General features: G+C 66.1%; 16 protein-coding genes. 10 read left to right on the top strand and 6 right to left on the bottom strand.

Annotated features, from left to right (window positions below):
* The first annotated feature begins 77 nt into the window (after positions 1-77).
* The 5 genes from CFR76_RS00800 (at position 78) to CFR76_RS00780 (ending at position 7718) form a co-directional block, all read left to right on the top strand.
* Positions 78-1130 (top strand): AAA family ATPase, encoded by a 1053-nt coding sequence (locus CFR76_RS00800; protein WP_110555381.1) that lies wholly within the window; start codon positions 78-80, stop codon positions 1128-1130.
* A gap of 2 nt (positions 1131-1132) precedes the next feature.
* On the top strand, positions 1133-2140 hold the full coding sequence (locus CFR76_RS00795) for a DUF58 domain-containing protein (protein WP_110555380.1): 1008 nt from the start codon (positions 1133-1135) through the stop codon (positions 2138-2140).
* Complete coding sequence (locus CFR76_RS00790; protein WP_110555379.1) at positions 2137-4866, top strand: DUF4159 domain-containing protein; 2730 nt, start codon at positions 2137-2139, stop codon at positions 4864-4866. The genes CFR76_RS00795 and CFR76_RS00790 overlap by 4 nt, the downstream gene beginning before the upstream one ends.
* The gene (locus tag CFR76_RS00785) at positions 4863-7007 is read left to right on the top strand and encodes a VWA domain-containing protein (protein ID WP_110555378.1); all 2145 of its coding nucleotides are present in this window, start codon (positions 4863-4865) and stop codon (positions 7005-7007) included. The genes CFR76_RS00790 and CFR76_RS00785 overlap by 4 nt, the downstream gene beginning before the upstream one ends.
* A 114-nt stretch (positions 7008-7121) precedes the next feature.
* Positions 7122-7718: an ankyrin repeat domain-containing protein gene (locus CFR76_RS00780; RefSeq protein ID WP_110555377.1), complete on the top strand. Its 597-nt coding sequence runs from the start codon at positions 7122-7124 to the stop codon at positions 7716-7718.
* Positions 7719-7858: 140 nt separating this feature from the next.
* Here CFR76_RS00780 and CFR76_RS00775 read toward each other — a convergent pair whose 3' ends face one another.
* The 4 genes from CFR76_RS00775 to CFR76_RS00760 all read right to left on the bottom strand — a co-directional run bounded on the left by CFR76_RS00775 (position 7859) and on the right by CFR76_RS00760 (position 11408).
* Positions 7859-9139 carry a DNA adenine methylase gene (locus tag CFR76_RS00775; RefSeq protein ID WP_110555376.1) on the bottom strand — a complete coding sequence of 427 codons (1281 nt, stop codon included), beginning with the start codon at positions 9137-9139 and terminating at the stop codon, positions 7859-7861.
* A 44-nt stretch (positions 9140-9183) separates the two neighbouring features.
* Entirely contained in the window at positions 9184-10287 is a 1104-nt protein-coding gene (locus CFR76_RS00770; RefSeq protein WP_110555375.1) for a site-specific DNA-methyltransferase, read from the bottom strand.
* 7 nt (positions 10288-10294) lie between these two features.
* Positions 10295-10999 carry a ribonuclease HII gene (locus tag CFR76_RS00765; RefSeq protein ID WP_110555374.1) on the bottom strand — a complete coding sequence of 235 codons (705 nt, stop codon included), beginning with the start codon at positions 10997-10999 and terminating at the stop codon, positions 10295-10297.
* Positions 11000-11105: 106 nt separating this feature from the next.
* Positions 11106-11408 carry a CsbD family protein gene (locus CFR76_RS00760; protein ID WP_025439047.1) on the bottom strand — a complete coding sequence of 101 codons (303 nt, stop codon included), beginning with the start codon at positions 11406-11408 and terminating at the stop codon, positions 11106-11108.
* A gap of 178 nt (positions 11409-11586) precedes the next feature.
* Between CFR76_RS00760 and CFR76_RS00755 the strand changes: the two genes are divergently transcribed.
* From CFR76_RS00755 to CFR76_RS00735, 5 genes are all read left to right on the top strand, one after another.
* Complete coding sequence (locus tag CFR76_RS00755; RefSeq protein WP_110555373.1) at positions 11587-12975, top strand: MFS transporter; 1389 nt, start codon at positions 11587-11589, stop codon at positions 12973-12975.
* Between the two features lie 176 nt (positions 12976-13151).
* Entirely contained in the window at positions 13152-14372 is a 1221-nt protein-coding gene (locus CFR76_RS00750) for an MdtA/MuxA family multidrug efflux RND transporter periplasmic adaptor subunit (RefSeq protein ID WP_110555372.1), read from the top strand.
* A 78-nt stretch (positions 14373-14450) separates the two neighbouring features.
* Positions 14451-17627, top strand: a complete 3177-nt coding sequence (locus CFR76_RS00745) for an efflux RND transporter permease subunit (RefSeq protein ID WP_110555371.1) — start codon at positions 14451-14453, stop codon at positions 17625-17627.
* The gene (locus tag CFR76_RS00740) at positions 17624-20920 is read left to right on the top strand and encodes an efflux RND transporter permease subunit (protein ID WP_110555370.1); all 3297 of its coding nucleotides are present in this window, start codon (positions 17624-17626) and stop codon (positions 20918-20920) included. The genes CFR76_RS00745 and CFR76_RS00740 overlap by 4 nt, the downstream gene beginning before the upstream one ends.
* A 5-nt stretch (positions 20921-20925) precedes the next feature.
* The gene (locus CFR76_RS00735) at positions 20926-22497 is read left to right on the top strand and encodes an efflux transporter outer membrane subunit (RefSeq protein WP_208623897.1); all 1572 of its coding nucleotides are present in this window, start codon (positions 20926-20928) and stop codon (positions 22495-22497) included.
* 58 nt (positions 22498-22555) lie between these two features.
* On the opposite strand, the gene CFR76_RS00730 is transcribed toward CFR76_RS00735, so the two are convergent.
* Together CFR76_RS00730 and CFR76_RS00725 are read right to left on the bottom strand one after the other, a co-directional pair.
* Entirely contained in the window at positions 22556-22732 is a 177-nt protein-coding gene (locus CFR76_RS00730; protein ID WP_025439053.1) for a DUF1328 domain-containing protein, read from the bottom strand.
* A gap of 60 nt (positions 22733-22792) precedes the next feature.
* On the bottom strand, positions 22793-23050 hold the full coding sequence (locus tag CFR76_RS00725) for a hypothetical protein (protein ID WP_025439054.1): 258 nt from the start codon (positions 23048-23050) through the stop codon (positions 22793-22795).
* Between the last annotated feature and the right edge of the window lie 32 nt (positions 23051-23082).

Raw genomic sequence — 23082 nt, 5'->3', positions numbered from 1 at the left:
CACTATGGAAGCTGCTGGACTTGATATAGGGATCAACACCGGGTTGATGAAACCCCCGGACCTGTCAGACTGTTGGAATGATGACCATGGATGATACCCCTCCCCACCATGCGGCGCCGCAGGCGGGCATGACATCCCCCCCATCCCCCACGGGCGAACAGATCGCGGCCCGGGCCGAAAGCATGGGCGCGCGCCTGCGCGACGCGCGCGCGGAAATCGGGCGCGTCATACTGGGGCAGGACCGGGTGATCGACCTTGTGCTGACCACCATCATATCGGGCGGGCATGCGCTGCTGGTGGGGGCGCCGGGACTGGGCAAGACGCTGCTGGTCACAACGCTGGGTCACGTGATGGGCATGGATGGCCGGCGCGTGCAGTTCACGCCCGACCTCATGCCATCCGACATCCTGGGCAGCGAGATACTGGACGAGGACGAAAACGGCCGCCGCAGCTTCCGCTTCGTGGCGGGGCCGGTGTTCTGCCAGTTGCTGATGGCCGATGAAATCAACCGCGCCAGCCCCCGCACCCAGTCCGCCCTGCTGCAGGCCATGCAGGAGCATGAGGTCGCCATCGCGGGCACCAACCACCTGCTGCCCCGCCCCTTTCACGTTCTGGCGACCCAGAACCCGATCGAGCAGGAAGGCACCTACCCCCTGCCCGAAGCGCAGCTTGACCGCTTCCTCATGCAGGTGACGCTGGACTTCCCCGACGCCAGCGCCGAACGCGCCATGCTGCTGGCCACGACCGGCGCCACCACCGCCACGGCGCGCCCCGTGCTGGCGGCCAGTGACGTGCTGGCGGCACAGGAACTGGTGCGCGCGCTGCCGGTGGGTGAACAGGTGGTCGATGCGATCGTGCGGCTTGTCCGCGCGGCCCGGCCCGAGACGACCGATGACCCGACCATCCGCGAAGCCGTGGCGTGGGGACCCGGCCCGCGCGCGGCGCAGGCGTTGATGCTGGCCACCCGCGCGCGCGCCCTGCTGGATGGCCGTCTGTCCCCCACCATCGGGGACGTGGCGGCACTTGCCCACCCCATCCTGGCCCACCGCATGGCGCTGTCCTTTACCGCGCGGGCGGAAAATGTGCGCCTGGCCACGCTGATCGACACGCTGGTCGGACGGATCGGCTGACATTGCGCGCAGCCCTGTCCTTTCTCACGCGCCTGTCCGGGCGGACCCGACCGGGACCACCGGGCCGGACGTCGCCCCCAGCAGGCCATGGCGGGGATGATGCCGCCTTCCTGCCCCGCCACCCGGTCTCGGCCACGGCGCTGGCGGATCAACTGGCCAGCAGGCTGCCGGCCCTGATTGTTGCGGCGCGCCGGATCGCGCAGAATGCGGGGGCCGGTCCCCATCCCCGGCGCAAGGCTGGCGTGGGCGAGGAATTCTGGCAGTACCGTCCCGCCATGGCGGGCGAGGCCGCAACCCATATCGACTGGCGGCAGTCGGCGCGCGGGGACCGGGCCTTCGTGCGCGAACATGAAGCCCAGACCCCGCACACCATATGCATCTGGTGCGATAACAGTGCGTCCATGCGCTGGCGGTCCGATGAACGCCTGCCGCTGAAGGCCGAACGCGCCTTCCTGCTGGCGCTGGCCTGTGCCGCCATGCTGCTGCGGCAGGGGGAGGACATCCGCCTGCTGGGCACTGCCGGCGCGCCCCCGCTGCGCCTGCGCGGGCGGCAGGCGCTGGAACGCATGGCGCATGCGCTGATCGCCGCCCTGCGCGCCACGGCGGACGCACCCGACATGCCACAGGCCGCCGCCATCCCCGCGCGCAGCCGGGTGCTGCTGTTTGGCGACGGGCTGTATCCCACAGCGCAACTGGCGGATTTCCTGCGCGCGGCGACCGCACGGCAGGCGACCTGTACGCTGGTCGAGGTGATCGACCCGGCGGAAACCGCTTTACCGTATGAAGGCCATACCCGCTTTACCGGGCTGGAGGATGATACGACCGTGCTGCTCAATGGCAGCGCAACCCTGCGCCATGACTACGCCGCGATATGGACCCGCCATCAGGACCAGTTGGCCACGCTGTGCCGGGCGGCGGGCAGCCCGCCGGTGCCACACCTGACGGACCAGCCGCCGGAAAAGGCCCTGCTGGCGCTGCGCGCCCTGCCGGGCATGGGGAACAGGCCATGATGCTGCTTGCACCATGGATGCTGCTGGGGCTGCTGGCGCTGCCGGTCGTGTGGTGGCTGCTGCATGCCCTGCCACCCGCCCCACGGGTGCAGTCCTTTCCGCCCATGGCCCTGCTGCGCGCGCTCAACGCACCGCCCCCGGATGCGACCTCGCCCCCCCTGTGGCGGCTGCTGCTGCGTTGCGCCGCCGTGGGGCTGCTGGTGCTGGGACTGGCGCAGCCGATCTTCCCGCGCGGGCAGGCGGGAGCGGCGGATGCCGACTGCCTGATCGTGGTGGATAATGGCTGGGCCGCCGCGGGCACGTGGCCGCAGCGCATCCATGCGCTGGACGGGCTGCTGGACCATCTGTCACGCACCGGGCATGGCGCGCGCCTGCTGCTGACGGCGCGCAGCGACGCGCTGGACCCGGTGGGCGTCCAGCCCACGCAGCAGGCACAGGTGCTGCGCGGCATGATCGACCCGCTCCTGCCCCGCGCATGGCCGGTGGACCGGGCGGCGGCCACGCGCGCGCTGGCGCAACTGGCGCAGCAGGGCTGGCACGGTCCGGTCATCTATGTTGCGGACGGGCTGGCCACACCGGCCGATGCCGCGTTCGGCGCGGCACTGGCCCATATCGGGCCGGTGCGGGAAATGTACCTGCCCGGTTCGGACATCACCCTGCTCGCGCCGCCGGGCAGTGGCGCAAACGGGCTGGCCACCCGCCTGCGCGCCGTACCGCGCCCGCATGCACGCACATGGCAGCTACGGCTTGAAACCGGCACCGGCGGCACGCTGGCCCTTATGCCCGTGACCCTGCCCGCAGGTGGCGACCATGTGGACATCACGCCCGCCCTGCCAGCGGAACTGCGCAACAAGGTCGATCACCTGTCGCTGGATGGCGTGAACGGGCCAGGCGGGGTGCGCCTGCTGGATGAACGCGAGCGCCAGCGCCCCGTGGGGCTGATTGCCAGCACATCATCCGACACGCCGCTGATGGGCAGCCTGTTCTACCTGCGCCGTGCATTGCAACCCACCGCCGAACTGCGCGAGGGGGATCTGGACACGCTGCTGGCCCGCCCGCTTTCGGTCATCATCGCCCCCGATGGCACGCTGGGCAGCCCCGACAGCCGCAGGAAGGTGGAGGCCTGGGTGCGCGGCGGGGGCACTCTGATCCGCTTTGCCGGCCCCCTGCTGGTCCAGGGTGGCGACAGCCCCGGCCCGGACCCGAAGCCCGCCGATACGCTGCTGCCTGTCCCCCTGATGGGGGGCGAGCGGGTGCTGGGCGGCACCATGTCATGGAGCAGGCCCGAACACCTTGCCCCCTTCCCTGCGACCTCCCCGTTCCATGACCTTGATATCCCCGCCGATGTCACGGTGTCGCGGCAGGTCCTGGCGCAACCCTCCACCGATCTGGACAGCCATAGCTGGGCGCGGCTGACCGATGGCACGCCGCTGGTGACCCATGCCGCCCTTGGGGCGGGTCAGGTCGTGCTGTTCCATGTCACCAGCACGGCGGAATGGTCCAACCTGCCGCTGTCCGGGCTGTTCGTGGGCATGCTGCAACACCTGATCGATGCGGCATCGGGGATCGAGACACCGGCGGGCGCGACATTGCTGGCCCCCTACATGACGCTGGATGGTGATGGCGCGCTGGTGACGCCGCCCGCGGGCGCGCAGGCGCTGCGGGCGGATGCCTTTGGCCACACGGCGCCCACGCCGGAGCACCCGCCGGGACTGTATGGCCCGCGCAGCAGCCGCCGCGCGCTCAACCCCGGTGATGGCCCGGCCCCGCTGGTGGCGCAGGACACCATCGGCACGGCGTCCGACCTGCGCGGCCAGGTGCCCGACCTTGCCATCGGGCCGCTGCTCATGCTCCTGGCCGCACTGCTGCTGGTCGTGGATGGCGCGATCAGCGTGATGCAGCGCGGGCGGAAATGGGGACGACGGGCGACGGTGGCCATGCTGGCGCTGGCCTGCATGGCGCATGGCGCGGCACAGGCGGCGGACATTCCCCCCGACGTGCCGCGGGCGGCGCTGGAAACCCGGCTGGCCTATGTCGTGACCGGGCACACGGATATCGATGATGTCTCGAAGGAAGGGCTGCAGGGCCTGTCGGATTACGTCAATGCCCGGACCTCCGCCGTGCTGGGCCACCCTGATGGCGTGGTGCCGGAACGCGATGACCTGTCGTACTACCCGCTCATCTACTGGCCGGTGACGGCGGACGCCACCACCACGCCCGCGCGCACGGCGGCGCTGAATACCTACATGCGCCATGGCGGCATCCTGATGATCGACACGCAGGGGCAGGACCCGGCCACGGCAACCGACAGTCCCGGCAGCTATACCGGTTCCGCCCCCGGCACGGCGGCGGCCCTGCGGCGCATGACGGCGGGGCTGGACATTCCCCCCCTTGCCAGACTGGATAACCACCATGTGCTGTCGCACACGTTCTACCTGTTGCATGACTTTCCCGGCCGGTACGACGGCATGCCGGTGTGGGTGGCGCAGGAAGGCGACAGCACCAATGACGGCGTCAGCCCCGTCATCATCGGCAGCAACGACTGGGCGCATGCATGGGCGGTGGATGACAGCGGCAACACGCCGTACGCCCCCGTGCCCGACGGGGCGGACCAGCGCGTTCTGGCCTACCGTTTCGGGGTCAATGCGGTGATCTATGCGCTGACGGGCAATTACAAGGCCGATCAGGTCCATGTGCCCGCCCTGCTGAAACGGCTGGGGGAATGATGGGCATGCCCGACCTGTCGCGCCATATGATGGCATTCAGCCCGCAGGTGCCGCTGTGGTGCATCTATCTGCTACTGGCCGCCGTAACCGTCATGACGGTTGCGGGCCTTGCGCGCCGGGTGCGCGGCAGCGTATGGCGGCTGCTGGCGGGCTTAGGCGTCATCGCGTGGCTGTGTGACCCGCAGCGCATTACCGAAACATGGCACCCGCTGCCCGAAACCGCGCTGATCGTGGTGGACCAGTCGGCCTCCATGTCCGAACGCAACCGCGGCGACATGGCGCGCAACACCGCCGAACGCCTGCAGGCCGAGATGAACCGCGTGCCGGGACTGGTGCCGCGCATCGTCACCCTGCGCGAGGCCCAGCATGGCGGCACGCGGCTGTTTGGCGCATTACGGCAGGCGGCGGCGGACATCCCGCCCTCCCGCCTTGCGGGCGCGGTGCTGATAACCGATGGCGAGGACCATGACATCCCCGCCAGCGTGCCCGACATGCTCGACCCCGATGACGGGCACGGCCACCGCACGATGCTGCCGCTGCATGTGCTGCTGACCGGACGGGGCGAGGAAACCGACCGCCACCTGCGCGTGCTGCAGGCCCCGCCCTTTGCCATAGTGGGCAAGGATGTCACCATCCGTGTCGAGATCGATGACCAGGGCGCGCCCCCCGCCCCGGACGCCACCACCCAGCTTACCCTGACGCAGGGGGACGGCACGACCTTTTCCCGTCCCGTGCGGATCGGGCAGCCGCAGGACATTACCCTGCCCGTCACCCATCCGGGCGAGATGCTGGTGGGCCTGTCGGCCCCGGAACTGCCCGGCGAGGTCTCGACACGCAACAACCATGATGTCATCCGCATAAACGGCGTGCGGGACCGGCTGCGCGTGCTGCTGGTGTCCGGCACGCCCAATCAGGGCGAACGGGTATGGCGGCGGCTGCTGAAGGCCGACCCGTCGGTTGACCTGGTCCACTTCACCATCCTGCGTCCGCCCGACCGTGATGACGGCACGCCGCTGTCCGACCTTGCGCTGATCGCGTTCCCGGTGAACGAACTGTTCCAGCAGAAGATCGACCAGTTCGACCTCATCATCCTCGACGGGTTTGAAAACCGGGGCATCCTGCCCGAAGCCTACCTGCGCAACATCGTCAACCACATCCGCGCGGGCGGCGGCCTGCTGCTGATCGGTGGGCCGGAATTCCTGACCCCCGGATCGTTGCAGGACACGCCGCTATCGGACATCCTGCCCGCGCATGTGGCGTCCGGCGACGGCATGACCGTGCGCCGCTTCCGGCCTGACCTTACGGAAACCGGCATGCGCCATCCCGTGACCTCCGGCCTGCCGGGGGCGCCTGACAGGGCGGGCGCGCAACCGGGCTGGGGGCCGTGGTATCGCGGCCTGCGCACGGATTCCGCCAATGGCGAGGTGCTGATGACTGGCCCGGACCAGCAGCCCCTGCTGGTGCTGGACCATGCGGGCAAGGGGCGCGTCGCCTTCCTGCTGTCGGATCAGGCATGGCTGTGGTCGCATGGCGAAGGCGGCGGGGGGCCGCAGTCGGAACTGCTGCGCCGGATTTCGCACTGGCTGATGAAGGAACCGGAACTGGAGGAGAACCAGCTGGAAGCCGGGATATCGGCAGGCCAGATGACCATTACCCGGCGCTCGGTCACGTCCGGGCCGCCGCCGGTTGTCCATGTGGTCGCCCCCGATGGCACCACGCAGTCCGTAACGCTGGAACCCGCGGGCAATACCGGGCTTGCCCGCGCCCGCCTGCCCGCGCGGCAGGAAGGGATATGGACAGTGCGTGACGACGCCGGCCATGAAGCCTTTGCCGCCCCGCGCACGGAAGACCCGGTTGAATTCGCCGACCTGCGGGCAACGGCATCCCTGCTGGCGCCCATGGCGGCGGCAACCGGCGGGGGCGTGCACTGGCTGGGCGACAGCCCGCAGGCCCCATCCCTGCCGCAGGTGGTCATGGAAAGCGGCCACGCACGCTCGACAGCCGACCGGTTTGCCTTCCCCGCGCGCAACGCCCACAGCGTATCGGGACAGCAGGCCACGTCCGTGCTGCCAGCTTGGGCGGTGGGCCTGTTCGTGCTGGCCATGCTGCTGCTGGCGTGGTGGCGGGAAAGCCGTTCCTGACACAGGGATGATTAGGCATCGCATCCGCCGCAATTTTGCGGTAATCACCAGAAATGCCGTGTGGCATGCGGTCGTTTTGCATGCTTGGTCGAACGCACACTCTCGGGACAGGACATGATTTCCAGATCCGGTATTTATCTTCTTGCCGCCGCCCTGTTCGCAGGAATCCCCTGCCTGTGCATGCCCCTGCACATGGCCCATGCGCAGGATGCCGACGACGCGGAAGCCGAGAGCGAGGCCGCCGAAGCCGCGAAAAAGGCTGAAGCCCGCCGCGCGGCCAAGGCGGCCGCCCCGCCTGCCGCACTGCCCGGCGCGGAATCGCGTGAAGAGGAACACGGCCACGCCAGCTCGGACATGAACCCGACCGACGCGCTGTTTGACGCCATCAACCGTGGCAGCCTGGGGGCCGCGAAGGAAGCCCTGAACCGGGGTGCGGACATGACGGGCCATAACGTGCTGGGCCAGACGCCGCTGGACATGGCGATCGACCTGAACCGCAACGACATTACCTTCCTGTTGCTGTCGATGCGAACGTTCTCGGATTCGGACCCGCATTTCGCATCGAACAGCCTTGCGGAGGGCGAGGATGATACCCCACCGCTGACCATGCCGCGCCATGCCTCCACGACCACCACCGTCGATCACCGCTATGACGCATCCGGCGGGCATGCCGACCCGTCCATCGGGTTCCTCGGCTTCGGGGGGAGCTAGAAACAGTTTTTGGTGACGCCTTTTTTAAGAGGCTGTTTGAAAACAAATCATTGATAAAAAACAATAAAAGTTTTTGGGTGCCGCGTTTTTCTCAAAAAGGCGACACCCAAAAACGTCTATTTCCAATCAACAGGTTAGTGTCAAATATGCCCTGATGGGTTCAGCCGGGCTTCCATGGCCATGATTTCCTGCACGATCTGGTCCGGGGTGCTGGCGCCACGGCCGCGCGTATCGGTCAGCAGGATGAATTCAACGGTCATCGGACGCGCCGAATAACGCTGGCGGCTGACGCGATAGCGTTTGTAGCCACGGGTAAACACCCGCACATCCCCGCGTTCACAATTCGCACGGACCATGTCGTGCAACGGAATGAAGCCATCGGTGCTGTAGCTGGTGGCGATCCAGCGCGTATCTAGTGCGGAGAGCAGGTCGCGATAGGCCGCAAGCGCCTGATGCCGGTGGTTGTACGGGCTGCGCCGCTGCGTGCGCCAGTCCTGCCGGATCGCGGCCTTGTCCCGACCGGTGATCTTTGGCGCAAGTTCGGGCTGGTCCCACAGCGTGACCGTATTGAGGACATGGTAATTCGCGCCGTAAGGGTGCTGGTTGTACGGCGGGTCCACATAGGCAATCGCCGCCTCCCCCACCTGCCCGGCCAGTTGGGTGGCAAGGGCGTGCGCGTCCATGCGCATGACCGCATTGTCGCGCCCATTGTCGATGAAACACGCGGGCTGCAGGTGCAGGTCGGCCGCGATACGGTACAGCGCCGTGCCGGTCCGCCCGCCCCATCCCCGGTGGAAGCCCTTGAACAGGCCACTGGTATTGCTGTTGTAGCTGGCGCTGTACAATAGCGGGGCCAGCAGGCAGGCCCTCTGCCCGGCATCAAGCAGGCCGTCATGGTCCCATTGCGCGATCCGTTCGCGGATGGCGTCAATGCGCATGCCGTTCTTGCGCATGTAGAACATCCGGTCACGCGCCGTATCGTACTGCACGTCATCATCAGGGCAAAGGTGGCGCGTCACCCAACCCTCAAGTGGTGGCAGGGCATTCAGTTCGGCCATGACCTGCGCATAATCCCGGCCATCATGGAAACATGGCGGCGCGGACGTGCCGACATGGCAGCGGTTCAGGACCTCGCTATACGGTTCCCAGTCATTGCTCAGCACGCGGAAGCCAAGCCACTTGGCCAGGCGGGAGACGACGCCGGTGCCCGCGAACAGGTCCACGAAATCGGTCCGGGCCGGGATTTCCCCCGTCGCGGCAATGGCCTGCGCAATCAGGCCCAGCAGTTTACGCTTGTTCCCGATATAGGGAATAAGCTGGCTGTACAGGTATTCATCCGTCTGCCCGGCGGAATGACGGGCCGCATTCCATTCCATCGCGAGCATGCCTGACGGCCCGCCGTGGTCGGGACGCCGGTTCACGCCGCCATGCCCCTGAATGTGCCTTCCCGCCCCGCCGCCATTGTTCAGGAGGCGACGGCTGCCTGCTCCGCCCGGATTTCACCGCGCAGCACATCAAGCTGGGTCAGTTCGCCCGCGCGCTCGAAATACCAGAAGGTCCAGCCATTGCATGATGGCGCATTGGTCAGCAGCGCCCCCATCTTGTGGATCGACCCCCGCTGCCGCCCGCTGACCAGCGTGCCATCGGGCGATACAGTAGCGCGCACCCGCTTCTGCCGGTCCATGAGCACGGTGCCCGCGGGCACCATCCCGCGTTCCACCAGCACGCCAAAGGGCACGCGCGGGCTTTCGCGCCGGGCGGGCGTGGTCAGCACGCTGTCCAGCGGCACCGGCTTTTCCCGCCGGGCGCGGCCGATCGCGGCCTCGGCATAATCCGGGTGGCGCTCGATCCCGATAAAGCGTCGGCGCAGCCTGCGCGCCATGGCGGTGGTGGTGCCGGTGCCGGTAAAGGGGTCCAGCACCACGTCATCCACATTGGTTGACGCCACCAGCACGCGATGCAGCAGGCTTTCGGGCTTCTGGGTGGGATGCAGCTTCAGGCCATGTTCGTTACGCAGCCGCTCGCCGCCGGTGCACAGCGGCAAATACCAGTCCGAGCGCATCTGCACATCGTCATTGAGCGCCTTCATCGCCTGGTAATTGAAGCGATAGCGGCTGTCCGGCCCCCGCGCGGCCCAGATCAATGTTTCATGCGCGTTGGTGAAGCGGCGGCCACGGAAATTGGGCATCGGGTTCGACTTGCGCCAGATCACGTCATTGAGGATCCAGAACCCCAGATCCTGCAGGATCGCCCCGATGCGGAAGATGTTATGGTATGACCCGATCACCCAGATCGTGCCATCCTTGCGCAGCACGCGCCGCGCCTCGGCCAGCCATGCCCGGGTGAATTCATCATAGGCCTGAAGGTCGGTGAATTTGTCCCAGTCGTCATCCACCCCGTCGACCACGCTGTCATCGGGGCGGCGCAACTCGCCCTTCAACTGCAGGTTGTATGGCGGGTCCGCGAACACGCAGTCGATCGACCCCGCGGGCAGGGTGCGCATCATCTCGACACAGTCGCCCCGCAGGACCTGGTCCAGGGGCAATTCCATCATAACCGCACCGCTCATGAATTGTTCAGCATGATGGCTGCTCCGCGCTTTGGGGTGAAGAAGGGGCAACGGAGGCCTGCATGATGCGGCGCACCGTGCCGAACGCCGCGCGATGGTGGGGGCTTACGCCATCCGCCATCAGGGCCGCGCGGTGGATGGGCGTGCCGTAGCCTGCGTTGCGGTCCCAGCCATAGCCGGGCCAGCGCCGGGACAGCCGCGCCATCAGCCGGTCGCGCACGACCTTGGCCACGACGGATGCCGCCGATATGGACAGGCTGATCGCATCACCGCCCACGACGCATTGCGCCGGGCACCCGAAATCGGGCGCGGCGTTTCCATCAACCAGAACCAGTTCAGGGAATTGCGGCAGGCGACCGACCGCACGCTGCATGGCGATCCATGAGGCGCGGAGGATATTGTGGCGTTCGATTTCGGCAACGGATGCCGCCCCCACCCCGATCAGGATGCCGGGGGTCGCGTGCAGCACGTCATAAAGCTGCTGCCTGACGGTGGGCTTCAGCTTCTTTGAATCATCCAGCCTGTCCGCCAGCACGCCCGGAACGCCCGACAGGAACATGACCGCGGCGGCGACAACCGGCCCGGCCAGCGGGCCGCGACCGACTTCGTCCACCCCGGCGACGCGTCCCCCATGGGCGTTTTCAAGCGCGTAATCGGGCATCCATTCCTTCCTGACCGGATGGGAATCGGACCATGCCGGCCCGATTCGCATCGAATTTCCGTTCTGGAAGGATGGAAACCATTTTTATGCGGGGTTGCGCAAGATGCTGTGGACTCATCGAGTCCCTTAAAATGAAAAAAAAACGACTCGACGCCGTTCAGCCCTTGCGACGGGGGAGGAAAATCAGCCCGATGACAGTACCCAGCACGGCGGCGATCCCCAGCGAAAACAGCGGGCGTTCGCGTACGAACGTCACCGCGCGCTCGACCTTGCCCTCGCCTTCTTCATACAGGTCGGCGAATTCCTGGCGCGCCATGCCCGAAAGCTGGTCCACCTTGCCTTCCGCCTGCATACCCACGTTGCCCGTCAGGCCGCCAGCGGCGTCCTTCAGGCGGCCGATGCCCTGGTCCATGATCCCTTCGGCCTTCGTCTCGATGGCCTTTGCCTTGTCTTCCGACATTGTTCACACTCCGTTGTATCGCTTGGTCTGTAGCGTGGGCCTATAACGCCAGCATGGCGCTTACGGTTCCGTACCGCCTATATCATGCCTGATCATGCCCCCCTTGACGACCGCCCCCACCACATCCCCCCCTCCTTCGCCCGGCATGGCGCCGCCATCACGTGCGCGCAAGCGGGTCATGGCGCTGATTGTCGCCAGCCTCATGATGATGGAACAGATCGACGGCACGGCCCTGACCACGGCGTTGCCCGCCATGGCGGGGGATTTCCATGTCGACATCCCGCAGACCAGCATCGCGCTGACGGTGTACATGCTGGGCCTTGCCGCCCTGATCCCGGCATCGGGCCACGTGGCCGAACGCTTTGGCAGCCGCACCACGCTGCGCTGCGCCATCACGCTGTTCCTGGCGGGTTCGCTGCTGTGTGGCTGGGCGGCCGACCTGCCGGTGCTGGCGCTGGCGCGGCTGGTGCAGGGGGCGGGTGGCGCGATGATGGTCCCGGTCGGGCGGCTGGTGATCCTGCAGAACGTGCCCAAGTCGGAACTGCTGTCCGCCATGGCATGGGTCATGCTGCCCGCCACCATCGGCCCCATGGCCGGGCCGGTTCTGGGCGGCATGCTGACATCGTGGCTGTCATGGCGGTGGATCTTCTACATCAACATCCCGCTCGGGCTGCTGGCCATCGCCCTGACGGGACGGTTCATTCCCCAGATCCGCGCCGCCAGCCCGCCACCGTTCGACCTGCGGGGCAACGCCCTATCCGCAACCGGGCTGGCGGGGCTGATATTCGGCATGGAAATGCTGACCCATCCGGGATTCCCGCCCGTGGTGTCGGTGGGACTGCTGCTGCTTGCCCCGCTCTGCGCCGCCCTCTACCTGCGCCATGCGCGCGGGATGGACCACCCGGTGCTGGACCTGTCGCTGCTGCGGGTGGCGACTTTCCGCATCTCGATCATGGCGGGCGGGTTCACGCGCATTGCAACGGCAGGGATCATATTCCTGCTGCCATCCCTGCTGCAGACGCGCTTTGGCGCGAGTGCCGCACAGAGCGGGCTGATCACCTTCATCGCCCCCATCGGCGCGCTGGCCATGCGGTCTGTCGCCCCCCTGATCTACCGTGGCCGGGGCTTCCGCGCCGTCATGTGCGCGACCTGCCTGGTGCTGCCGGCCGTGTGCCTGCTGCTGGCCCGCTTCAGGCCGGGCATGGAGATGGGGTGGCTGCTGGGCCTGCTGGCGATCAACGGCATGGGGCAGACGCTGCTGTACACCGGCTACAACACCATCGCCTATGCCGACATGCCAAAGGCGCGGATGGGGGCGGCCACCAGCCTGTATTCCACATGCCAGCAGGTCATGCTGACAATGGGCATATGCCTGTCCGCGGGCATGCTGGCCGCGGGCCGCGCGGCGTTGCCCCCGCCATGGCGGGGGCAGGACTACGCGCTGGCCTTTGTCGCATGCGCGCTGGTCGCGTCCATGGCGCTGCCCATCCTGCGGCGGCTGTCGGCCAATGCGGGGGCTACGGTCAGCGGGCATGGCGACACCGTTGCCCCGAAGAAACGGAATTAAACCGTTTTGTTGTTTTCCTCTTCCCCGCCACGGCCACAATGTTACATTCGCTAACTTCGACCAGTTCGAAGCCATGTTAATACTGCGGCGGGGCGAATCAGAAGCCCTGCCGTTATCATCTTGGCCCGGTCCTTCAGACAGGACGCCCGTTCGACAGCAGGCAGAAAACCGACCGCATGGATACTCCTCCCCCCCCGCCCCACTCCCCGGAAAACAGCGCGCCGCCCACGGGCCGTCCACGGCGCGGGCGGCGCATCCTTTATCTGGCGGGCGGGGCGCTGGCGGTTGTGCTTGCGGTCGCTTTCCTCCGCCCCCATGCCACCACCCGGAAACACGCGGCCAGCAGCGACCAGCCCGTGGCGGTCGCGACCGTCAGCCGGGGCGACATGCCCGTCATCCTGACGGAACTGGGCACGGTCGTGCCGATCACCAATGTCACGGTGCAGTCGCGCATCGACGGCTACCTCATGCAGGTGCTGTTTACCGAGGGGCAGCACGTGCACAAGGGCGACCTGCTGGCGCTGATCGACACCCGCCCGTACGAGGTGCTACTGGCGCAGTACGAAGGGCAACTGGCGCAGGACATCGCCCAGCTTAACGCGGCCAGGGTGGATAATGCCCGCTACCAGCGCCTGATCCGCCAGGACAGCGTCGCGGCCATGACGGCGAAGGACCAGCAGTACAAGGTCGAGCAGCTGGAAGGCACGGTCAAGTCGGACCAGGCGCAGGTGGACAACGAAAAGCTGCAGATCACCTACTGCCACATCCTGGCCCCGGTGGACGGGCGCGTGGGCATCCGTGCGGTGGACATGGGCAACTACATCACCGCGGGCCAGACCAACGGGCTGGTGACCCTGACGCAGATGCAGCCGATTTCCGTCATCTTCACCCTGCCTGAAAATGACATCGGCCCCGTGGCGGACCGCCTGCGCCAGGGCACGCCCCTGCCGGTGGAGGCATGGGACAGCGCCAACCTGAACAGGATCGCGACCGGGCAGGTCAGCGTGCTGGACAGCCAGATCGACACGTCCACCGGCACGGTGCGCATGCGCGCGCTTTTCGCCAATTCGCAGGAGGAGCTGTTCCCCAACCAGTTCGTCAATGCCCGCCTGCTGGTCAGCACCGACCATGACGCCCTGCTGGTGCCCACCAATGCCCTGCAGACCGGCCCGAACGGGCAGTTCGTCTATGTGGTCAAGGCCGACAGCACCGTGGAAATGCGCAACGTCAAGACCGGGCACGCCAACAACACCATGACCGTGCTGGCCGACGGGGTGAAGGAAGGCGAGCGCATCGTGACCGACGGGGTGGACCACCTGCGCGACGGGGTGAAGGTCAGCATCCCGCAGCCGGCCGATACGACGACAGGCGCCACCACAAGCAAGGGCAAGGGCTAGAGTGCGCGCGTCCACGCCTGCCCCCCTGCCTGACCGCCTGCCAGACCGCCTGCCCCTGCCGCCGCCGGAGATTGCCGCGTGAACCCGTCCCGCCTGTTCATACACCGTCCGGTCGCGACCACCCTGCTCATGCTGGCCATCCTGCTGGCGGGGCTGCTGGGGTATCATTTCCTGCCCGTTTCCGCCCTGCCGGAAGTCGAATACCCCACCATCACGGTGCAGACCTTCTATCCCGGCGCCAGCCCGGACGTGATGGCGACCTCCGTCACCGCCCCGCTGGAGACCCAGCTGGGCGAGATGTCGGGGCTGGAACAGATGACCTCGCGCTCGTCAGGCGGGGCGTCGGTCATCACGCTGCGCTTCGGCCTGACCATGACCATGGACATTGCCGAACAGGAAGTTCAGGCCGCGATCAACCAGGCCAATTCCCTGCTGCCGACCGACCTGCCCGCCCCGCCCGTCTACGCCAAGGTCAATCCCGCCGACACCCCGGTCATGACGCTGGGCATTTCGTCAAAGACCATGCCGCTGACGGAAGTCGAGGATTACGTCGATACCCGGCTGGCGGAAAAGATCAGCCAGATTTCGGGCGTGGGACTGGTGACGCTGTCGGGCGGCAACCGCAAGGCGCTGCGGGTGCGGGTCAACATTCCCAAGCTGACATCCTTCGGCATCGACCTTGATACGCTGCGCACGACCATCGGCAACGTGAACGTCAATTCCCCCACCGGCACGTTCGACGGCCCGCAGCGCGCGACCACGCTGCGCATTGATGGCCAGATTTCGGGCGTGGACCAGTTGCTCAACCAGGTCATCGCGTACCAGAACAACGGTCCCGTGCGCATCCGTGACGTGGCCAGCGTGGTGATCGGCCCCGAAAACACCGAACTGGCGGCATGGGCCAACCGCACGCCAGCACTGGTCATGAACGTGCAGCGCCAGCCGGGCGCCAACGTGATCGGGGTGGTGGACAACATCAAATACGCCCTGCCCCGCCTGCAGCAGTCCCTGCCGCCGGGCATCACCATCACCCCCCTGACCGACCGGACCACCACCATCCGCGCATCCGTCGAGGACGTGGAATTCGAGCTGGGCCTGGCGCTGGTACTGGTGGTGGGCGTGATCTTCGTGTTCCTGCGCAACGTGCCGGCGACCCTGATCCCCAGCCTGTCGGTGCCACTGTCGCTGGTGGGCACGCTGGCGGTGATGTACCTGTTCGGCTTCTCGCTCGACAACCTCTCGCTCATGTCGCTGACCATCGCCACCGGCTTCGTGGTGGACGACGCCATCGTGATGATCGAGAACATCGCCCGTTACATCGAAATGGGCGACAGCCGCATGGAGGCCGCGCTGAAGGGCGCGGGCGAGATCGGGTTCACCATCATCTCGCTGACCATATCGCTGATCGCGGTGCTGATCCCGCTGCTGTTCATGGGCGATGTGGTCGGCCGCCTGTTCCATGAATTCGCCATGACGCTGGCAGTCACCATCATCCTGTCCGCCGTGGTCTCGCTGACGCTGGTGCCGATGATGTGCGCGCGCCTGCTGCACGAACGCGACACGAAGCATGCCGAGCCGGCATGGTCGGCGGCAGTCGAACGCTGGACGGTCGCGACCATCAACGGCTATGGCCGCGCGCTGGACGTGGTGCTGCGCCACCAGCGGCTGACACTGGCGATATTCGGCGCGACACTGGTGCTGACGGGCGTGCTGGCCGTGGTCATACCCAAGGGCTTTTTCCCGGTGCAGGACACGGGCGTGATCCAGGGCATTTCGGTCATGGAGCAGTCCACGTCGTTCGCCGCCATGAAGCGCCACCAGCAGGAACTGGCCGACCGTATCCTGCAGGACAGGGATGTGGCCAGCCTGTCCTCCTTCGTTGGCGTGGACGGGCAGAACGTGACGCTGAACCAGGGGCGGTTCCTCATCAACCTCAAGCCGGTGGACAGCCGCACCGCCACCGCGCAGGAAGTGGCGAACCGCCTGCGCGCGGAAACGGCGGATATCGCAGGGGCGGACCTGTACCTGCAGCCGGTGCAGGACCTGTCGCTTGATACATCGGTCGCGGCGACCCAGTACCAGTTCCTGCTGGAAAACCCCAGCTATGACCAGTTCACGACATGGGTGCCGAAATTCATCGCCCGCCTGCAGCGTGAAAAGGCGCTGTCGGATGTCACATCGGACCTGCAGGCGGCGGGGCTGGTGGCGCATGTCGACCTGGACCGCACCACGGGGGCGCGGTATTCCATCACGCCCCAGACCATCGACAACGTGCTGTATGACAGCTTTGGCCAGCGCCAGATCTCGACCATCTTCACGCAGTCCAACCAGTACCGCGTGATCCTGGAGGCAACGCCCGCCTTCCAGCAGGACATGGGATCGCTCAACCAGATCTACCTGCCCGGCATCAGCGGCAACGCGGGGGAAAGCACGTCGGGGCCGACGCGCTCGCCCACGTCGGGGCTGGTGCCGCTGGCCTCCGTTACCAGTGTCACGCGCGATACCGCGCCGCTGCTGATTACCCATGTGGGGCAGTTCCCGGCCACGACCGTGTCGTTCAACGTCAGGCCCGGCTACGCGCTGGGGGATGCGACGGATGCGATCGAGCGCGCGGCGAAGGACATCCACCTGCCATCCAGCTTCCAGACCGCGTTCCAGGGCACGGCGGCGGCGTTCCGCAGTTCGCTGTCCAACGAGGCCTGGCTGGTGCTGGCCGCCCTGATCGCGGTCTATATCGTGCTGGGCATCCTGTATGAAAGCTTCGTCCATCCCGTCACCATCCTGTCCACCCTGCCCTCCGCCGGGGTTGGCGCGCTGCTGGCGCTGTGGGTCACGGGGTCGGGGCTGGACGTGATGGGCATCATCGGGCTGGTGCTGCTGATCGGCATCGTCAAGAAAAACGCCATCATGATGATCGACTTCGCGCTGGAAGCCGAACGGGTGGAGGGCATGTCCTCGCTACAGTCCATCCGCCACGCCGCCCTGCTGCGTTTCCGCCCCATCCTCATGACCACGCTGGCGGCCATGCTGGGCGCGGTGCCCATGATGCTGGGCACCGGCACGGGGTCGGAACTGCGCCGCCCGCTGGGCATCGCCATTGTCGGCGGGCTTGCGGTCAGCCAGTTGCTGACGCTGTTCACCACGCCGGTCATCTACCTGCTCATGGACGGAATCAGCCAGAAGCTGTCGCGCCGCTTCGGCCATGCGGATGACAATGGCAAGGATGGGTTGCCCGGACCGCAGGCACAGGCATGACGCCGCTTTCCATCTTTGTCCGCAGGCCGGTGGCCACGGTATTGCTGACGGTGGCGCTGATCATTGGCGGCATCATCGGCTATACCACGCTGCCGGTGGCCGACATGCCCAACGTTGATTTCCCGGTCATACAGGTGCAGGCCCAGCAGGCCGGTGGCTCGCCCGAGGAAATCGCCAGTTCCGTCGCGGCCCCGCTGGAGCGGCATCTGGGCGCCATCGCGGACCTGACGGAAATGACGTCACAGTCATCGGCCAACCAGGCACGCATCACGTTGCAGTTCTCGCTCGACCGCGACATCAACGGGGCCGCGCGCGACGTGGAGGCCGCCTTGCAGGCGGCGCATGCGGACCTGCCCTCCTCGCTGCGGCAGAATCCCAGCTATTTCAAGGCCAACCCCAACGGCGCGCCGGTCATGATCCTGGCGCTGACATCGCGCACCCGCACCACCGCGCAGCTTTACGACCTTGCATCCAACGTGCTGCAGCAGCACCTCTCGCAGATCCAGGGCGTGGGACAGGTCGAGATCGGGGGCAGTTCGCTGCCTGCGGTGCGGGTGGAGATGAACCCGCTGGCGCTGTACAAATTCGGCATCGGCTTCGAGGATATCCGCGCGGCCCTGGCTTCGGCCAACGCCCATACGCCAAAGGGCTTCATCGACCAGGGCGACCACCGCTTCGTGCTGTCGACCAACGACCAGGCCCATAACGCGCAGGCGTACCGCGACCTGATCGTGGCCTACCATGACAGCCGCCCCGTCCGGCTGGAGGACGTGGCCTACGTCCATGACGGCGTGGAGGACGTGCGCAACGCCGGCTACGTCGATGGCCGGCACGGGGTGCTGGCCATCATCTTCGCGCAGGCCGGCGCCAACATCATCAACACCAATGACCAGATCCGCGCCAAGCTGCCGGTACTGCGCGACGCCCTGCCGGCGGATGTGGACCTTGGCAAATTCATGGACCGTTCCACCACCATCCGCGCGGCCCTGGCCGATACGCAGTTCACGCTGGTGCTGTCGGTGTTCCTGGTGGTGCTGGTGGTGCTCCTGTTCCTGCGTTCGCCACGCATCACCATCATTCCCGCCATCGTGGTGCCGACATCCATCATCGCAGCCTTTGGCGCGATGAAGCTGCTGGGCTATTCCATCGACAACCTGTCGCTCATGGCGCTGACCATCTCGACCGGTTTCGTGGTGGATGACGCCATCGTGGTGGTGGAAAACATAAGCCGCCACATGGAAGCCGGCATGGACCGCCTGCAGGCCACCCTGCTGGGCACGCGGGAAGTGGCGTTCACGGTCCTGTCCATTACCGTATCGCTGATTGCGGTGTTCCTGCCGATCCTGCTGCTCAGCGGGGTGGCGGGGCGCCTGTTCCATGAATTCGCCATGACGATGTCGCTGACCATCGTCATTTCCATGGTGCTGTCGCTTTCGCTGACCCCCATGCTGACCTCACGCCTGCTGCGCCCCCATCTGGCAGCCCCGTCAAAGGGGCTTTCCGGCCGGGTGGGCGCATGGCTGGAACATGGGCTGGCGGCCGCGCAGCAGGGTTACGCCAGTTCACTGGAATGGGCGCTGACGCACCGGCGCATCACCATCCTGTCGCTGCCCATAACCATTGCCATCATGGTCGGCCTGTTCATCAAGATGCCCAAGAGCCTGTTTCCCGAATCAGACACCGGCATGCTGATGGGGCACCTGATGGGCGACCAGTCCATTTCGTTCCAGGCCATGCAGGACAAGATCGCCACCACGCAGAAAGCCATCATGGCCGACCGGGACGTGGCGCATGTCATGGGGTTCATGGGCGGGCGCGGCAGTTCCAACCAGGCCAACATGTTCGTGACGCTGAAGGACAAGTCGCTGCGCAATGACACGCCCGCGCAGACCATTGCCCGCATCACGCGCCGGCTGCACAACATGGTGGGGGCGACATTCTACATGTCCGCGCCGGGGCAACTGCGCATAGGCGGGCGGCAGAGCAACGCGGCCTACCAGTATTCGCTGCATTCCGATTCATCGAAGGACCTGTACAAATGGACGCCGCTGCTGGTCAGCGCGTTGCAAAAACACCCCGAACTGTCCGACATCTCATCGGATGTGCTGCAGGGTGGCTCGGCGCTGGACGTGCAGATAGACCGCGATACCGCAAGCCGGCTGAACATCACCCCCCAGCTTGTGTCCAACACGCTGTATGATGCTTACGGGCAGCGTTCGGCGTCCGTCATCTACAATGCCCTCAACCAGTATCGCGTGGTGATGGAAGTCGAGCCGCGGTTCTGGAAGGACCCCACCACGCTCAAGCAGGTCTGGGTCAGTGTCGCCGGCGGCACGGCGGGCGGCGGCACGCAGTCCAACACCATCCGGGTCAAGGCGGATACGGGCACCACGGCATCGCAGCTGAGCGCACAGTCCTTCCGCAACCAGGTGGCCAATACGCTGGCGGGCGGCAACAGCGCCTCCACCGGGTCCGCCGTATCCACCAGTTCGGAATCCATGGTGCCGCTGACGCTGGTATCGGTGCTGAAGCCCACCAAGACGGCGTTGAGCATCAACCATGACGGGCAGTCGGTTTCCACCACGGTCTCGTTCAACCTGGCCAATGGCGTCCCGCTGAGTCAGGCGGTGCAGATCATCAACGAGGAAACCGTGCGCCTGCACATGCCCGCCAACATCCAGGGCAATTTCGCGGGGAACGCCGCGCAGTTCCAGAAATCGGTCAACAACGAACCCCTGCTGATCCTTGCGGCCCTGGCTGCGGTGTACATGACGCTGGGCATCCTGTACGAAAGCTATGTCCATCCGCTGACCATCCTGTCCACCCTGCCTTCGGCCGGGGTGGGGGCGCTGCTGGCGCTGCAGTTCTTTGGCGAGGCGTTTTCACTGATCGCCATGATCGGGGTGATCCTGCTGATCGGCATCGTCAAGAAAAACGCCATCATGCTGGTGGACTTCGCCATCACCGCCGAACGCGAAGAAGGCCACAGCGCGCTTGATTCGATCCGCATGGCCTGCCTGCTGCGCTTCCGCCCGATCATGATGACCACCTTTGCCGCGGCACTGGGCGCGCTGCCCCTTATATTCGGCCATGGTTATGGCGCCGAGCTGCGGCGCCCGCTTGGTATCGCCATCGTGGGCGGGCTGCTCGTCAGTCAGGCGCTGACGCTTTATACGACCCCGGTTGTCTATCTCTACCTTGACCATATGGGGATAGCCTGCCGCACATTATTCAACCGGCTGTATGGACGGCTGTCCCGACGCCATCGTCTTTCCCACCAGCAGGATTCCTGAACCGGATGACACCCTTTTCGCCATCCCACGGCCGCGCCGCCATCCGCCCGTCCCGCTTTCCCCGCCGGTCCGCCACGCGCCTTGCGCTGGCTGTCCTTCCCCTGATGGCGCTGGCGGGGTGCATGGTGGGGCCGAAATACCATCGTCCCGCCGCGATCGTATCCCCGCGCTTCAAGGAACTGCGCCCCGAACCGGGATGGGAAATGGCCAACCCGAAGCTGGCCGAACTGCCCAAGCATGACTGGTGGACGATCTATAACGATCCCGTCCTGAACGGGCTGGAATCGCAGGTCGCGATTTCCAACCAGAACATCAAGCAGTACGAGGCCAACTACCGTAACGCCCGCGCCATGATCGACAGCGTGCGCGCGCAGCTTTTCCCGACCATAAGCGGCAGCCTGGGCTTCAACCGCGATGGGCATGGCGCGGGTTCGCTGTCTTCATCGGGCAGCAATTACGCGAAAGCAGGCTCGACCTACAACACCTATGACATCGGCCCCAGCGCCAGCTGGGACCTGGACATATGGGGCAAGATCCGCCGGCAGGTGCAGGAACAGGTCACGGCGGCGCAGGCCAGCGCCGCCGACCTGGCCAACGCCACGCTGTCGTATCAGGCGCAGCTGGCGACGGCCTATTTCAACATGCGCTATCAGGACAGCCTGACGGACCTGCTGCAGCGTTACGTCAATTTCAACGAACAGGCGCTGCGGATCACCCAGAACCAGTTCGAGGCCGGGACCGCCGACCCCACCGCCGTGTTGCAGGCCCGCACGACGCTGGAGCAGAACCGTGCCTCCCTGATCCAGGCGGGAATCAACCGCGCGCAGTACGAACATGCGATTGCCGTGCTGGTTGGCAAGCCGCCCGCTGATGTCACCCTGCCCCCGGCGGAACTGTCGCGCACGGTGCCCCCCATTCCGGTCACGGTGCCCGCCGACCTGCTGCAGCGCCGCCCCGACATTGCGGCGGCCGAACGCACGATGGAGGAATACAACGCCATGATCGGCGCGGACATGGCCGCGTTCTATCCGGACATCACCATCAATGCCAGCTATTCCCAAAGTGGTGGCGACCCGGTGACATCGCTCATGCAGGCCATGAACCGTGTCTGGTCGCTGGGGGCTTCCGCCACCGAGATCCTGTTCGAAGGCGGGTCGCGCACCGCCGCCGTGCATGAAGCCAATGCCCAGTACGACAGCGCCGTGGCGACCTACCGCCAGACCGTCCTGACTGCCCTGCAGAACACGGAAGACCAGCTGTCCAACCTGCGCATCCTGGCGCAGCAGGCACAGCAGCAGCAGAAGGCGCTGGATTTCGCCAACCGCACGGTGGAAGTCTCGCTCAACCAGTACCGGGCCGGGACCGAAATCTATACCACCGTCATTACCAACGAGAATTCGGCGCTGGGTGACGCCGAAACCCTGCTGGGCATCCAGCAGCAGCGCATGGTGGACAGTGTAAGCCTGGTGCAGGCCCTTGGCGGCGGGTGGGATGCCTCGCGCCTGCCCTCCAAGGCGTCGTTGCAGAAGGATAATCCCCTCCTGCCCGCCTTCATCCAGAAGGACACCAACAAATAGGCCAGAAAAAACCCCCTGCGCCGATGGCGACAGGGGGTTTTTCATTGGGGGAGGGCCGCTAGTTGAAAAGCGACCTGGCCGAGAACAATACGATCAGGACCATGACCACAAAAGCCAGAATGGCGATAAAGAACAGTATTTTCGCCATCCCGGCCGAAACGGCGGAAATGCCACTGAAGCCAAACAGCCCGGCGACCAGTGATACGATCAGAAAGAACAGCGCCAGTTTCAGCATGGCATTTTTCCCTGCAAATCAGTCATGCCGCCCTAACGTGGCAGCACCCCATATGTTGCCTTACGCCCGGCGGCGCAGGAACATGCTGGCCACGAAGCCCAGCACCGATGCGCCCAGCAGCGCGAACAGCGGCCGGTCGGCCGTTACGTCACGCAGGGTATCAAGGATTTCCCCCATGCCCTGCTGGGCAGTCCCCCCCACGCCCTGCAACCGTCCCGATAGCGGGGTGCCCGTATCCCCGACAAAACCATCCAGGCCATCCTGGAGCCGACCGATGCCTTCTTCCAGATGCGCTTCAAAATTGGGGGGATTTGCCATGTTCGATATTCCCTTGCTTGCCATCGGGGGAT

The sequence above is a fragment of the Komagataeibacter swingsii genome (assembly GCF_003207895.1).
Classification (GTDB): Bacteria; Pseudomonadota; Alphaproteobacteria; order Acetobacterales; family Acetobacteraceae; genus Komagataeibacter; species Komagataeibacter swingsii.
Note: the sequence above shows the minus strand (reverse complement) of the source record. Positions and strands in the feature narration are given on the sequence as shown.